Below are 14,760 nucleotides of genomic sequence, written 5' to 3' on the forward strand. Positions count from 1 at the left end.
ACGAAGTGTCGCCATGAGCACGACCTACTCCGCCTCGACGCGCAGCGCGGTGACGGCGAACCGGGTGGCGATCTCCTCGAAAGGCATGATCACCAGCGTGCCGCCGCGGTAGTGGATGTGCGCGTCCTGTGACTCCCCGCCCGCCTTCTGCGGCAGCTCGGCGACCGGCGTCGCCCTGCCGGTGGCCGGGTCGATCCTGGTCAGCCTGGGGGCCGGCTCGTTCCGGCCGCCCTCCTCCATGACCAGCAGCCCCTTGTCCCCGGCGGTCCCGGTGTCGACGAAGGTGAGCATGTTCGCCCTGGTGCCCGAGGACTTCCACAGTCTGCGGCCCGTCTTCAGGTCGAAGGCCACGATGTCGTCGCGGCTGATCCCGCCGCCTTCGGTGTTCACCGGGAAGGTGCTCAGGTAGAGGGTGTCGCCGCGCACCGCCGTACGGAGCTCCCGGTAACCGCCCTCGATGTAGATGGTGCCGTTGAGCGGCAGCAGATCGATCTTCTCGTCGGTCTCGAACTGGCGGAGCTTGCTCCCCTTGCCGTCCAGCACGAGGACGGTCGCGCGGTCGCCTCCGCCCCACACCGCCACCGGCGGGTCCGCCGAGACCAGGGCGTCGGGGACGCCGTAGTCGTCGGCGACCCGGTGCTCCCCCCGGAAGTCGCCGGTCCGCGCGTCGAGCACGACGATGCGAGCACCGCCCTGTGAGCAGCGCAGGGCGACCACCACCTGCCTGGGCGAGGCGGCGGCCTCCTCGGTCGAGCACACCTGCGAGGTCACGGACGTCCACGCCTTCTTCCCGTCCGCGGGATTGTAGGCCGACACCTGCCCGGCGGTCCGCACGATCGCCAGGTCACCGGCCAGCAGGAGACCGGGGATGTCGATGCTCTTGTCGTTCGCCGCCGATGCCTTCGCCGGGACCGTGGTCTTCCACAGCAGCTTGCCTGTCTTGACGTCGAGGCCCGCCAGACGGTCGCAGATCTTCGTGGTGGTGCCGTAGGCCACGACGCCCCGGCCGCCGACGATGCCGGGGGTGGCCCCGCAGAGCTGCGCGCCGGGGGCGGGCGTGCCCCAGGCCCGCTTGCCGGTCTTCAGGTCGTAGGCGAGCACGCCGTCCTTCTGCGCCCGGATGACGGCGGTGTCGCTCATCCAGGCGCCGAAGGCGATCGAGGCGTCGTTGCCGATGACCTCGGTGCCGGCCGTGGTGAAGGGGACCTGCCATTCCCCTTCCCGCAGCTCCTTTCCGGTCCCGAACCCGTCGGAGACGAACCAGGCGGTGCCGGCGCCGATGCCGAGCAGCGCGACGAGGCCGAGCGCCACGAGGAGCACGGTCCTGCCGGTCCTCCGCCCGGCGGGCGGCGGGGCAGGGTGCGCGCCCTGCGGCTGCGGAGCCTGGTACGGCCCGGGGCCCTGCGGCGGGTACGGCTGCGCGCCCTGCTGCGGGTGGGGGACGGGCCCCTGCGGCGGTCCCAGCGGGTACGTCCCGCCGGGCTGCTGGTACGGCTGCGCACCCGGCGGGTTGGGCCCGCCGGGTTGCGGATACGGCCCTCCCTGCGGATACGGCCCTCCCTGCGGATACGGCGCGGGCTGCGGTCCGCCGGGTTGCGGCCCGCCGAGACCCTGCGGGTACGGTCCGCCGGGTTGCGGCCCGCCGGGACCCTGCGGTTGAGGTCCGGGGCCCTGCGGGTACGGCCCGCCCTGCTGCCCTCCCGGCGCCGGATGCGTCTGACCCGGTGGATACGTCTGACCCGGTGGGTACGGCTGCCCGCCGTACCCACCGGTCTGCTGCGGCTGATACGGCGATGCCCCCTGCGGCCAGGGCGCCGGCGTCCCCGGGACGCCCTGCTGCCCGCCGTACCCGCCCGTCTGCGACGGGTGCGGCGGGTGCGGCCACCCCTGCGGCGGGGCGTTGCGGTCGTCGGTCATCTGCTCTCCCCCATCAGCCGAGCTGGCCGCGGACATAGTCGGCCCACTGCCGCTGGAACTGCTCTTCTCCGACTCCCAGGACCTTCCGCAGCGCGTCCTCGGGTTTGCCGTCGCGGTAACAGGCGGTCACGAACTCCACGAGCCTGCGCTCGCCGTACCTCTCCGCGATCAGCCGCGACGCGAGGTGGCCCATCAGGTAGTTGACGCTGGTCATGCCCTTGACGTCCCAGGAGAGGTTGTCCGGGATCCGGCCGGTGAACGGCTGTGGGAGCCGTCCGGCCAGGTAGGCGCGGCCCTCGTTGTAGCGGATGTTGGCGGTGACGGGGCTGCCGCGGTTGGCCGCGTACTCGGCGAACCCCTCGACCACCCAGTTGTCGAGCCCGAGGAAGCCGCCCTTGCCGCCGTCGAGACCGGCCATCGCCGAGTGCGTGAACTCGTGGCGGAAGATCTCCCCGATGCCGTCAGCGGTCCTGAAGAAGGACGAGGCGGTGTCCATCACGACCCGGGTGGCGCCGATCTCCACCCCGTCGCTCCTCTGCCAGGCGGGCATCGGGATGGAGACCCCGGCCTCGTGGGCCTTCTCCTTGCGGAACAGGTTTCCGAGCTGGTCCTGTCCCTTGACCAGCGCCGCCACGAATCTCTTGGGCACCGCCGCGCCCTGCGCCCCGTTCTGCGCCAGCCAGCCGAGGGTGGTCCGCGCGGCCTGTTCGGCGATGGGGGACGCCCGCCTCGCCTGGGCGGCCAACTGCGGCGGGGCCAGGATGATCGTCCGAGGGGTCCTGACGACGGTGACGTCGGGCCAGATGTCCCACGGCCCGGGGTAGTAGACGGTCTTGGAACCCACGCTCACCGGGGCCGGGGCGCCGCCCACCTTGGTGACCAGCAGCGGGGTGCCGGCCTTCTGCTTGGTGACCGTCCAGCGGTACCACTCGGTGACCGTGCGCAGGTCGACCCCGTCGAACCGGTGGATGAAGGCGACGTCGAGGTTGAACGTCACTCCCCGGCCGAAACTGTCCTGGGCGCGCCCCTCCTGCGACAGGGTCTGGTAGGACATCTCGGAGATCGGCAGCTTGCGCAGGTTGTTGAAAAGCCTGGTCTGTTGCTGGACCAGCGCCGTGTTCTTCTGGTCGAAGATCCCGGTGTACGCCTTGAGGTCGCCGTCGTTCAGCGCCGCGGTGTGCCCCTTCAGCAGCGCCTCGATGTCCTGCTTGGTCACCGCCACGGAGCCCGGGTCGGCGGGCGCCGTCTCCTCGGCGAGCGGGTCGGAACCCTTCACCTCGCCCACTACCGCGCCCACCACGATCCCGGCCCCGACCGTCACCAGGACGGCGAGCACGGCGAGCGTGACCCACAGCCATGTTCTGCGGCGGCGCGGCGCCGGGGGCGCCGGCGGATGCCCGCCCGGCTGCGGCGCGGACGGCTGCTGCCCGCCCGGCTGCCACTGCGTGGGCCCCTGCCACTGCGGACCCGCCTGCGGGCCGGACTGCCCGTACGGCGCGGGTTGCCCGTGCGGTGCGGACTGACCGTACGGCGGACCGGGCTGGGCGGGCTGCCCGTACGGCATGGGCGGCTGACCGGACGGGGGCCGGTCGCCCCACCGGGACGGCGCGGGCCCCTGTGGGGCCTGTGGCCACGACGCGGGCTGCGGCGCGGCGGGAGAGGGCTGCGCGGTGGGCGAAGGCTGCTGCGTCACCGGCGGTGCGGGGGGCGCGGGTGGCGCGGGCGGCTGCCCGCCCGGCTGCCACTGTGCGGGCCCCTGCCACTGCGGGTGTGGCGGATACTGCTGGTTGCCCGGCCCCGTAGTCACATTCGCCCCATAGACACCAAGAGTTATAGACCGCCCCAAACCATAGCGCCGATCCCGAACCCCAGAACCGCGACTCCCCCCACCCCGAACCCGCAAGGGGCCACCGGGGTCTGGACCGAGGAGCCCCGCGAGGGCCGCCGGTGCCTAGAACTGAGGAGACCCGCGAGGGGGCGCCGGTGTCTGGACCGAGGAACGCAGGAGCGAAGCGACGCAGTGACGAGGGAAGACACCGGACTCAAGCCCCCGAGCCGCGACACGAAGTGTCGCCATCAACACAGCGAGGGAGCGCCGGTTTCTGGACCGAGGAACGCAGGAGCGAAGCGACGGAGTGACGAGGGAAGACACCGGGTCTGAGCCCCCGAGCCGCGACACGTAGTGTCGCCATCAACACAGCGAGGGGGCGCCGGTGTCTGGACTGAGGAACGCAGGAGCGAAGCGACGGAGTGACGAGGGAAGACACCGGGCTCAAGCCCCCGAGCCGCGACACGAAGTGTCGCCGTCAACACAGCCCCGAGCCGCGACGCGAAGCGTCGCCATGAACACAACACAACGCCGCCTCCCCGAGGGGAGACGGCGCCGTATTTCCGGTTACCGACCGGGCACGCCTCCGGTCAGGGCTTCCCGCCGGGCAGGTCCAGTCCGATGATCACCGGGTCGTGGTCGGAGGAGCGGAACGCGTCCGGCCGGTAGAGGCTGGGCGGGTTGTACTCCGTGTTGTAGTCGAGCATCCGGCTCTCGTCGGAGTTGATGTGCCAGATCGTCGCGCCGGTGACGCGCTTGAGCAGGCTCTTTCCGGCCAGGGCGTGGTCCAGCTCGCCGAGCATGCCGTTGTAGAGGTAGCTGTAGCGGTCGGTCTCGGGGATGAACTTCTTGGTCACGCTGGTCAGCTTGCCGGCCTCCAGCGTGTGGATCGGGTCCTCCTCGCCGTAGGCGTTGAGGTCGCCGAGCACCAGCGGGTTGGGCAGGTCGAGGCTGTCGATCAGGGCCAGCGTCGTCTTCGCCTGGCGGATCCGCTCGCCGTTGTAGCAGCCCTGGCCGTCACCGGTGTCGGCGTCGGGCCCGGTGGCGTCCTCGTCGCAGCCCTTGGACTTGAAGTGGTTGACGATGAGCGTGAACGGCTGGCCGCCCTGGACCCGGCGGAACGTCTGGATCAGCGGGGGCCGCCGGTAGACCGGGTCGGTGGAGGAGAGGGCGGGGCCGACGGGCTTGAGCCTGGCCGGCTTGTAGATCGCCGTCACGTGGATCAGGTCGGTGCCGGGGTTGGGGTGGGTGAGCGCCGCGTAGGTGCCCGCGCCGACTTCGGCGTTGAGCGCGTCGACCAGCGCCTGGACGGCGGTCTGGCCGTTGTTCTGGACCTCCATCAGGCCCACCACGTCGGCGTCCATCCCCTTGAGGGCGGCGACCAGCTTGGCGAGCTGGCGCCGCTGCTCCACGGCGGTGGTGGCGCCGCGCGACTTCAGGGTGGTGAACCAGTTGAGGGTGTTGAAGCTGGCCACCTTGACGTTCCCGCGCACCGGGGACGGCTCGGCCTGGCGCGGGTTGGTCCGGGCGAACTCGATCGGCACGGTCGGCTGGAGGCGGTAGACGCCGAAGCCGTAGCCAAGCACGCCGGTGACGCCGGTGGCGGTGTCACCGAGGCGGACGACCTGCGGGTCGGTGTAGGGGATGACGGCCGGGTTCTCCTTGGTGGAGCCGTCGTCCACGAGCAGGCTGCGGCGGGCGTCCCGGGCGGTGTCCGCACCCGGCCGGTCGGTCGGCTGGAACACCCGGCCCTCGGCGGAGACGGTGACCTCGCCGTAGCGGCCCAGGTTGTAGTGGTCGGTGAGGGTCAGCTTCTCCGGGAAGGTGACGAGCATGCTCTCAAGCGGCTCGAAGGTCTTCCCCTCGGGCAGCGGCAGGTCCTGCGGGGCCGGCTGCACACTGCCGGTGCCGCAGACGTCCACGGCGGTGACCGGCGACAGCTCGGTCCAGCCGTTGTACTCCACGACCTTGCCGGTGACCAGCACCCGGTCGCCGGGCTTGACGTCCTTGAGGGAGTCACGGGCGTAGGCGTAGAGGCCGTCGGAGGTGGCGGGGTCGTCGTCGGGTGTCGGGTCCTGGAGGAAGAACCCGCCGAGCTGGTCGGCTCGCTGGAAGTCGCCGGTCACGACACCCTCGACGCGGACGGTCTTCCCGGCCAGCGGGCTGACGTCGCCGCTGCCCTGCACCTCGGCGATCTGGTGGGTGGCCGGGATGTCACACGGCTCCGCCGTCGGAGTCGCCGTCGGAGTCACGGTCGGGGTCGCCGTGGGGGTCGCCGTGGGGGTCACGGTCGGGGTGGCGGTGGGGGTGGGGCCGGGGTCGCCGCAGGGCGCCGGGGTGGTCGCCCGGTTGCGCGGCGCGGGGGCGCCGGTGGCCACGTCGGCGGCGTTGGCGTCGGTGTCGGCGCAGCCGTGGTCGCCGCGCAGCCCGGCGAGCGTGCCGGAGAGGGCCGGGGCCGGGGCGGCGCCCTCGAAGTAGTTGGCGGTGCCGTAGCCGACGAGGTCGGCGATCAGCGCCGTCTGCTCGGCGGTGCAGGGGACGGAGCCGCCGTTGCAGGCCAGGCCCTCGGCCGAGCGAACCAGGACGACCTTGCCGGAGCTCGCGCTCAGGTTGATCGTGCCGGTGCCGTCGGGGTCGGGCAGCGCGGCGCCGGTGGAGCCGCCGGCGAGCCGGACGAGGTGGTACTGGCCGGGTGCCAGCGTGCCGGTCAGCGGGACGGGCGAGTTGGCGCCGAAGGTGCCGGTTCCGGTGGCGCTGCCGTACTGCACGGACCAGCCGTCCAGCGAGACGGCCGCGGAGCCGCGGTTGAACAGCTCGACGAAGTCGTTGGCGTACGGCGCGCCGCTGCCGCCGCCACCGCCGTAGACCTGGCTGATGACGACGGTGCCCGGCGCGGCCAGGGCCGGGGCGGAGGTCAGGACCGCCAGGCCGGACACGGCGAGGCCGCCGGCCGCGAGGGCGGCGGCCACTTTGGTTGAAGGACGCATGACCGGGAGCGTAAAGCCCTATGTATCGCTCCACACTTACTTATGAGTAGATAGAGGGTGAAATTACATAATCTCGATACTTTGCGGAGATTACCCGGCAGAGATCATGTCGCACTTTGCCGTAGATCTCGCTTTGACCGCTTTCATGGGTATGAGTCGGTCATGAGAAGCCTGGACCTGGGCTGGACCACCTGCGCCGCCCTCCCCGGATGCGCCGGATCGGCGCGGCGACCCTACGGACGCTGCCTGGCCCACCTGGACGACGCCGAGCTGGCCGAGGTCCTCGGCGGCCTCTCCCCCGGCTCCCCCGTCGACCTCCGGGGCACCCGGGTGGAGCCGCACCTGCTGGAGCGGGTCCTGGACGCCACGCGCGGGCGTCCGGGCCGGGCCAGGTTCGACCGGGCGGTCCTCACCGGGGACGCGAGGTTCGGCGGCGTCGTCTTCGGCGGGGACGCCACCTTCGACCACGCGCGCTTCCACTGCCTCGCCTCGTTCGTGGACGCTCGCTTCACCGGGAACGTCTCCTTCCGCGGGGCCGGGTTCGCCAGGGAACTGTCCCTGCACGGCGTCTCCGTCGCCGGGCACGCGGCGTTCGACCGGGTCTCGGCGGGCCGGGACGCGCTGTTCGGCGCCGCCGCGTTCGGCCGCACCGTCTCCTTCGAGGGCGCCGAGCTGCACGGCTTCACCAGCTTCGACGGCGCCCGCTTCGCCGGGGACGCCGTCTTCCGCGGGTGCCGGTTCGGCCGGGCGGTGTCGTTCCGCAGAGCGGAGTTCGGCGGGCTGGCCGGGTTCGAGGGGGCGCGGTTCCGGGAGGGCGGCTCCCTGACCCCCGCCTCGGCGGGCCGCGGCCTGTCCCTCGCCGGGGCGTGGGCGGGTGGCGGCCTGGACGTCGCGGCCGCCGGCTGTCGGGTGGACCTGCGGCGCCTGCGGGCGGCCGGGCGGCTGGCCGTACGGCTCGACGACGCCGAGGCCGACCTCACCGGCGCGACGCTGCTCGGCCCGGCCAGGATCGAGGGGCGCGTCCGGTCCGGCGGCAACCCGGGACGCGACGGGGACGGCGAGCGCGGCACGACCGTACGGCGGACGGTCACGGAGGACGGTGGGCGCGGCACGACCGTACGGCGGACGCTCACGGAGGACGGCGCGGCCCGGGTGACCCCGCCGCGCGGGCCGGACCGGACGAGGCCGCCGCGTACTCCCCCGACCAGCCGGGTGACCTCACTGCGCGGGCTGGACGCCGAGGCGCTGGAGCTGGTCCGGGTGGATCTCGGCGCCGGCGGTCTCACCGGGGTCCGCCGCCCCGAGCGGCTCCGCCTGACCGGCTGCGCCCCCGCCGCCCCGCGCGGCGTGCGCCTCGCGGCGCGCCGGTGGCCGCGCCGCCGCGCCCTGGCCTCCGGTCTCACCCTCGGGGCGCTGGAGATGCGCCGCGTCACCGTCGCGGCGCCCGCCCGCTGGCTGCTCGGGCCGCACTGGGCGCCGGGCGGAAACGGCCCGCGGATGAACCGGATCATGGGATGGCTCGCCCTGGTCACCGCCGTCACGGCCGCGAGCCTGCTGGCGGGCTCGGCGTCGCACGCCGCGCACCGGCCCGCCCCCGCGACGCCCCAGAAGGACCTTCCGGGACATTCCAGGGTCACCCCTGATGCGCATCCCCGGATCTAGGTCCAGGATGGACCATGTACAGCTCTGCCGTTCCCCGGACGGGAACGCACCGAAGACCACGATGGAGCAAGGATGGCGAACGCCGGAGTCATCGACGACTACGTGACCCGGCTCGGCCGCGCCCTCAAGGGCCCGTCCGGTCCCAAACGGGACATGGTCGCCGAGGCGCGTGACAGCCTGATCGACACCGCCGAGGCGCTGGAGGACGGCGGTCTGGACCGGGCCGAGGCCGAGCGGATCGCCGTCGAGGAGTTCGGCGAGATCGGCGAGATCGCCCCGGCCTACCAGGAGCTGCTGGCGGTCTCGGCGGGCCGCAGGCTGGCCGCCCTGCTCTTCGTCAGCGTGCCGCTCACCTGCCTCATGTGGAGCATGATCTGGAAGTTCTTCCCCGGCGACCTGGCCGGCTACGCCTCCAGGCCGGGGTGGTTCGGGCCGGTCGCCCGCGCCGTGGACCTCATCCAGGTGGCCGTCGGCGTGGCCGGCGGGCTCGCGCTGTTCGCGCTCGGCCGGGGGCTGCGCAGGATCCGCCGGCCGCGGCTCGTCGTCCGGTCGCTCGCCACGCTGGTCTGGGTCATGCTGCCGACGATCGGCGTGCTGTCGCTGGCGCTGATGTACGGCTCGTACAACCCGGCCGGCTTCCCCGGCTACGGGACGGCCGCCGCGCTGGTGAGCGACGCGCTGTCGATCGTGCAGCTGTACGGCGCGGTGCGGTGCATGAGCGTCACCCGGCGCGGGCTCGCCGCCGCCTGACCCCGCCCTCCCGGCCCCGCCGCCTGACCCCGCCCTCCCGACCCGGGCCCACGTCCGGCCCGGTTCCGCCCGTCGCCGTCCGGCCCGCCGTCCGGCCCGGCTCCGCTCGGCCCCACCCGGGTCTCCCCGTCCCCGGACCACCGCCCCGGAGCCACCCCCGGTATAGACCAGTCGGCGTGGCCGTACCGTCTCGTTGTGAATTTGATATTTGCTGGTATAGACCGGCCCCCCGGTTCCGGTTTACCTTGGCGGAGCCGTACGCGAGGGGCGCCTGCCCGCTCCTCCCAGCCGGTACGGACCAGCCCCCCATTTCCAAGGTGGTTAAGACATGAACAAGAGGATCATCGGCGTGGCCGGCGCCGGCATGGCGGCCGCGCTGGCCCTGTCCGCCTGCGGTTCGGGCGGTGGCGAGGGCGGCGGCGGCGAGAAGGCGGCCGACGGTTCGGTGACGCTGAAGCTCGTCGCCGCCGACTACGGCGGCGGTCCCAGCTCGCCGGACGGCGGCGACAAGTTCTGGAAGGGCGTCGTCGACGAGTTCCAGGCCGCCAACCCCAAGATCAAGGTCGATGTCCAGGTCATCAACTGGAACGACATCGACAAGCAGGTCGCGACCATGGTGCAGAACGGGCAGGTGCCCGACATCCTGCAGACCGGCGACTACTCCGGCTTCGTCAAGGACGGCCTGCTGTACAAGACCGACGAGGTCCTCTCCCCCCAGACGCAGTCCGACCTGCTGACGAAGTTCGCCGACTACGGCAAGGTGGACGGCACCGCCTACGGCATCCCGTTCGTCTCCTCCGCCCGCGCCCTGTTCTACAACAAGGACCTCTTCGCCAAGGCCGGGATCTCCGATCCGCCCAAGACCTGGGACGAGCTCAAGGCCGACGCCGAGAAGCTGAAGAAGGCCGGGGTGTCCCAGCCGTTCGGCCTGCCGCTCGGTCAGGAGGAGGCGCAGGCCGAGTCGTTCCTGTGGTTCATGGGCAACGGCGGCGGTTACAAGGACGCCTCCGGCAAGTGGACGGTGAACTCCCCGCAGAACGTCGAGGCGTTCACCTTCCTCAAGGGCATGGTCGACGCCGGTCTCACCACGCCCAACCCCGGCACCAAGGACCGCAAGAAGGTCTGGGAGGACTTCGCCGCGGGCAAGGTCGGCATGGTCAACGGCGGCCCCATGTCCATCCCGATCTTCGAGAAGGGCGGCCTGACGAACTTCGGCGTGACCCCGATCGCCGGCAAGACCGGTCCGCTGGACACCACCCTCGGCGTCATGGACTGGATCATGGCCTTCAACAAGAACGGCCACAAGGAGGAGATCAAGAAGTTCTTCGACTTCTTCTACTCCTCCTCGGCCGTGCAGAAGATCAGCGACACCTACAAGCTGCTGCCGGTGACCACGTCGGGCATCGAGAAGCTCTCCTCCGACGAGAAGCTCAAGCCGTTCCTCACCGCGCTGCCCAACGCCACCTTCTACCCGTTCACCGACCCCAAGTGGTCCGAGGTGAACACGCAGATGAAGCAGACGGTCGGCAACGCCGTCACCGGTGACCCCGCCCAGGTGCTCGGCGCGATCCAGAAGGTCGCCGACGCCGGCTAGTTGTGCTGTGCTGTGCTGATGGCGGCGCTGCGCGCCGCGGCTCGGGGCGCCCGGAGCCGGCTCCTTCCCTCCTCGCTCTGGTCGCTGCGCTCCCGGCACTCGTCAGTCCAGTCGCCGACGCGCCCCTCGCGCGGTCGATGGCGGCGCTGCGTTCCCGGCGCTCGTCATAGTCCAGTCGCCGACGCGCCCCTCGCGAGCCCGTCTTTCGCGAGGGGCGTGAGGCTATCGTCACGGCGAGCCCGCACCCCCTGTTAGAAAGCAAAAGGTATGCAGCAGCAGACATCCATCCTGAAACGGGTGATCCGCGCGCTCGGCCCGCTGCCCTGGATCGGCCCGGCGGTGGTGCTGATCGGCGTGGTGGTCGTGTGGCCGGTCGTCACGATGATCCAGTCGTCGTTCATGAAGATCAGCCGGTTCGGCGTGTCCCAGGGCTCCAACGGGCTGGACAACTACACCAAGCTGTTCGACGAACCCGACTTCGGCGGGGTGATGTTCCGGAGCCTGGTGTGGGTGGTGGCGGTGGTCACCCTCACCGTCCTCATCTCGCTCGCCCTGGCCCAGCTGTTCAACCAGCGGTTCCCCGGCCGCCGGATAGCCCGCTGGGCGATGATCGCGCCCTGGGCCGCGTCGGTGCTGATGACCGCGATCATCTTCAAGTGGATGCTCGATCCCGAGGTCGGCCTGATCAACATGATCCTGCACGATCTCGGCCTGCTCGACGCGCTGGGCGGCGCGGACGCCGACCCGCTCGGCCGGGCCTCGACGGCGATGCCGTGGCTGGTGGCCGTGGCGGTGTTCGTGTCGTTGCCGTTCACCACCTACGCGCTCCTGGCCGGGCTGGCCACGATCCCGGCCGACGTCTACGAGGCGGCGCGGATGGACGGCGCGTCGCGGCTGCGGACCTACTGGTCGATCACGCTGCCGCTGCTGCGGCCCGCGCTGACCGTGGCGACGCTCATCAACGTGATGAACGTCTTCAACAGCTTCCCGATCATCTGGGCGATGACCCACGGCCAGCCGGGTTACTCGACGGCCACGTCCACGATCTTCATGTACATCCTCAAGGGGACCGACATCGGCGAGTCGGCCGCCATGTCCGTGGTGAACTTCGGCATGGTGATCGTCCTGGTGGCGATCTTCCTCCGGGTCAGCAAGTGGAAGACCGAGGTGTCCTGACATGTCCGCCATCGAGGCCACGCGTCCGGCGGCGGGGGCTCCGCGTTCCAGGGAGATTCGATGACCACCACCGAAGCCGCGCGCCCGGCGGCGGGCGCGACCGCCGGCCGTACCGCGTCCCCGGCCCCCGCGCGACGGCTCCCGAGGATCAGGACGGTGCTCGTCGCGGCGACGGCGTACCTGATCGCGTTCGTCTTCCTCTTCCCCTACGTGGAGATGGTGCTCACCGCGCTGCGCCCGCAGGAGGAGCTGCTCAAGGCGTCCTACCTGCCGAGCGTCTTCGCCTGGGAGAACTTCACCGCCTTCTGGTCCGGCGGGCTGGCGGGCAACCTGCTGGTCACGCTGCAGGTCGCGGCGGGCTCGACGGTCCTGGTGCTGCTGGTGGCGCTGCCCGCGGCCTACTACACCGCCCGGCACGCCTTCCGGGGCCGCATGGCGTTCCTGGTGCTGGTGCTGATCACCCAGATGTTCCAGCCGACCGCGCTGCTGGTCGGCATCTACCGGGAGTTCTTCCAGTTCGGCATGGTCGACTCGATCTGGTCGCTGATCCTGGTCAACGGGGGCTTCAACCTCGCCTTCGCGGTGTGGATCCTCCACGCCTACTTCTCCTCGATCCCGCGCGAGCTGGAGGAGGCGGCGTTCATCGACGGCAACGGCCGGTTCGGCGCGCTGTTCCGGATCACACTGCCGCTCGCGGCGCCCGGGGTGGTCACCGCGCTGATCTTCACGTTCATCGCCGCGTGGAACGAGTTCGTGGTCGCCCTGACGCTGACCACCACGCCGGAGCGGCAGCCGCTGACCGTGGCGCTCAACTCGTTCATCGGCCAGTACGAGGTGGACTGGCAGAACCTGTTCGCCGGATCGGTGATCGCGACGATCCCGGTCATCATCCTGTTCGTGCTGATCGAGCGGAAGGTGGTGGGCGGCCTCACGGCCGGGTCCATCAAGTGACGCCGCCCTGACGCCGGAACACCGCGCGGCCCGCGTCCCCTCGGAAAAGGGGGGCGCGGGCCGCGTCGCGTTCCGGCCGGCGGCGCCCGCGCGCACCGCGGAACCGTACGGTCCGCCGCTCCGCGGGGCCGTCACACCGTACGGCGGGCCGCGGGTCAGCGGGTGGTGCGGGGCTCGAGGACGCTGCCGATCGCGCCGGTGAACGCGCGCCAGGCGGAGCGCTCCCCGGCCAGGGCGGTGCGGCCGGAGGAGGTCAGCCGGTAGGTGCGCCGTTTGCGCCCGCCCACGACGGCCCATTCGCTGGCGAGGTATCCGGCCTGCTCCAGGCGGCGCAGCGCCGGGTAGACGGTGCCGGTCGGCACGTTCAGCGCGCCTCCGCTGCGCTCCTGGAGCGCCTCGATGATCGCGTAACCGTGCAGGGGCTCGTCCTCCAGCACCGACAGCAGCAGGGCGTCCATGTGTCCGCGGAGGGCGTCGGTGTTCACATCGCCTCCCCGGTCGTCTCCCCGGCGGGACGCGCGGGACAGGCGGAAGGCGTGGGACGCGAGGGAGGCACGGCCCTCGCGCCGTCGCTCTTGTCGGCTCGCTCGCTCACCCTCGTCACCCTACCTCTCGAATAGGCATCCTACATGTAGGCGTGCTACATGTAGAGTGTCTATAGGTAGACAGACACAACAAGAGATGTGACGGAGGTGAGATCGTGGACGTGCTCGACCTGGCCCGGACCCAGTTCGCCGTGACGGGAAGCCTGCACTTCCTGTTCGTCGTGCTGACCCTCGGCCTGGCCCCCCTGGTCGCGATCACGCACACGCGGTACGCGCTGACCGGCAGGCCGCTCCACGAGCGCCGGACCCGGTTCTGGGGCCAGATCTACGTGATCAACTACGCCCTGGGGATCTTCACCGGGCTGGTGATGGAGTTCCAGTTCGGCCTGAGCTGGAGCGGCCTGTCCCACTACGCGGGCGACGTCTTCGGCGCGCCGCTGGCCATCGAGACGCTCGGCGCGTTCTTCCTGGAGTCCACGTTCCTGGGCCTGTGGATCTTCGGCTGGCACCGGCTGCCGAAGTGGCTCCACGTGGCCTGCATCTGGCTGGTGACGCTGACCGCCTACGCCTCCGCGCTGTGGATCATGGCGGCCAACTCGTTCCTGCAGAACCCGGCCGGCGCCGTGGAACGGGGCGGCCGGCTGGTGCTGACCGACTTCGGGGCGCTGCTGACCAACCCGGCGCTGGCCATGTCCCTGCCCCACGTCATCGGCGCGGCCCTGTGGGCCGGCGGTTTCGTGATGATGGGCGCCAGCGCCTACCACCTGTTCCGGCGCACCGCCGACCGGGAGTTCTTCACCGGCTCACTCCGGTTCGGCGTGATCGTCGCGTCCGTCGGCTCGCTCGTCACGGTCGGCTTCGGCTACGCCCAGTTCGGCATGCTCGGCCAGTACCAGCCGGGCAAGTTCAACACCGAGCCGCTGGCCGGGGTCGGGCTCGGCCTGATGATCCTCATCGGCCAGACGCTCCAACTCCTGCTCGCGTTCGTGCTGCTGCCCACCGTGTACTGGCTGCCGCGGTGGCGGTGGGCACAGCCCCTGCTGATGGCGATGACCCCGCTGCCGTTCGTCGCCACGATCTGCGGCTGGCTGGCCCGCGAGGTCGGCCGTCAGCCGTGGCTGATCAACAAGAAACTGACCGTCGCCGACGCCATGTCCCCCGGCCTCACCCCCGGCATGGTCACGGTCTCGCTCATCGGGTTCGCCGGCGTGCTGGGCCTGCTGGCCGTCATCGACTACCTCCTGATCGCCCGCGCCGTACGGCGCGGCCCCTCCTCCGTCGCCCTCGGCGCCCCCGGCCCGGCCGATCCGGCCGAGCGTGCGCCCGCGCTGAGCCTCTGACCCCCGGGAA

General features: G+C 71.5%; 10 protein-coding genes. 6 read left to right on the plus strand and 4 right to left on the minus strand.

The genetic code is table 11. The features are described from left to right. Positions 1 to 24: 24 nt before the first annotated feature. From IEZ10_RS22170 to IEZ10_RS22180, 3 genes are all read right to left on the minus strand, one after another. Positions 25 to 1,917: a PQQ-binding-like beta-propeller repeat protein gene (locus IEZ10_RS22170; RefSeq protein ID WP_229811512.1), complete on the minus strand. Its 1,893-nt coding sequence runs from the start codon at positions 1,915 to 1,917 to the stop codon at positions 25 to 27. A gap of 13 nt (positions 1,918 to 1,930) precedes the next feature. After that, a complete protein-coding gene (locus tag IEZ10_RS22175) occupies positions 1,931 to 3,481 on the minus strand; it encodes a hypothetical protein (protein WP_189248412.1) in 1,551 nt (516 codons plus the stop codon). Between the two features lie 854 nt (positions 3,482 to 4,335). Continuing rightward, a complete protein-coding gene (locus tag IEZ10_RS22180; RefSeq protein ID WP_189248413.1) occupies positions 4,336 to 6,732 on the minus strand; it encodes an ExeM/NucH family extracellular endonuclease in 2,397 nt (798 codons plus the stop codon). A 162-nt stretch (positions 6,733 to 6,894) separates the two neighbouring features. On the opposite strand from IEZ10_RS22180, the gene IEZ10_RS22185 reads away from it, so the two are divergent. The 5 genes from IEZ10_RS22185 to IEZ10_RS22205 all read left to right on the plus strand — a co-directional run bounded on the left by IEZ10_RS22185 (position 6,895) and on the right by IEZ10_RS22205 (position 12,865). Then, a complete protein-coding gene (locus IEZ10_RS22185; RefSeq protein ID WP_189248414.1) occupies positions 6,895 to 8,394 on the plus strand; it encodes a pentapeptide repeat-containing protein in 1,500 nt (499 codons plus the stop codon). Positions 8,395 to 8,466: 72 nt separating this feature from the next. Then, positions 8,467 to 9,144, plus strand: coding sequence for a permease prefix domain 1-containing protein (locus tag IEZ10_RS22190; protein WP_189248415.1), 678 nt, complete (start codon positions 8,467 to 8,469; stop codon positions 9,142 to 9,144). A gap of 328 nt (positions 9,145 to 9,472) precedes the next feature. Next, positions 9,473 to 10,738: an extracellular solute-binding protein gene (locus IEZ10_RS22195; protein ID WP_189248416.1), complete on the plus strand. Its 1,266-nt coding sequence runs from the start codon at positions 9,473 to 9,475 to the stop codon at positions 10,736 to 10,738. 267 nt (positions 10,739 to 11,005) lie between these two features. Beyond that, positions 11,006 to 11,914 (plus strand): carbohydrate ABC transporter permease, encoded by a 909-nt coding sequence (locus tag IEZ10_RS22200; RefSeq protein WP_189248417.1) that lies wholly within the window; start codon positions 11,006 to 11,008, stop codon positions 11,912 to 11,914. A gap of 60 nt (positions 11,915 to 11,974) precedes the next feature. Further along, the gene (locus tag IEZ10_RS22205; RefSeq protein WP_189248418.1) at positions 11,975 to 12,865 is read left to right on the plus strand and encodes a carbohydrate ABC transporter permease; all 891 of its coding nucleotides are present in this window, start codon (positions 11,975 to 11,977) and stop codon (positions 12,863 to 12,865) included. Positions 12,866 to 13,020: 155 nt separating this feature from the next. Here IEZ10_RS22205 and IEZ10_RS22210 read toward each other — a convergent pair whose 3' ends face one another. Next, the gene (locus tag IEZ10_RS22210) at positions 13,021 to 13,350 is read right to left on the minus strand and encodes a PadR family transcriptional regulator (RefSeq protein ID WP_189248419.1); all 330 of its coding nucleotides are present in this window, start codon (positions 13,348 to 13,350) and stop codon (positions 13,021 to 13,023) included. Positions 13,351 to 13,565: 215 nt separating this feature from the next. Here IEZ10_RS22210 and IEZ10_RS22215 point away from each other — a divergent pair, with 215 nt between their 5' ends. After that, entirely contained in the window at positions 13,566 to 14,750 is a 1,185-nt protein-coding gene (locus IEZ10_RS22215) for a cytochrome ubiquinol oxidase subunit I (protein WP_189248420.1), read from the plus strand. Positions 14,751 to 14,760 lie beyond the last annotated feature (10 nt).

The sequence above is a fragment of the Streptosporangium pseudovulgare genome, from assembly GCF_014648055.1.
GTDB classification, from domain to species: domain Bacteria; phylum Actinomycetota; class Actinomycetes; order Streptosporangiales; family Streptosporangiaceae; genus Streptosporangium; species Streptosporangium pseudovulgare.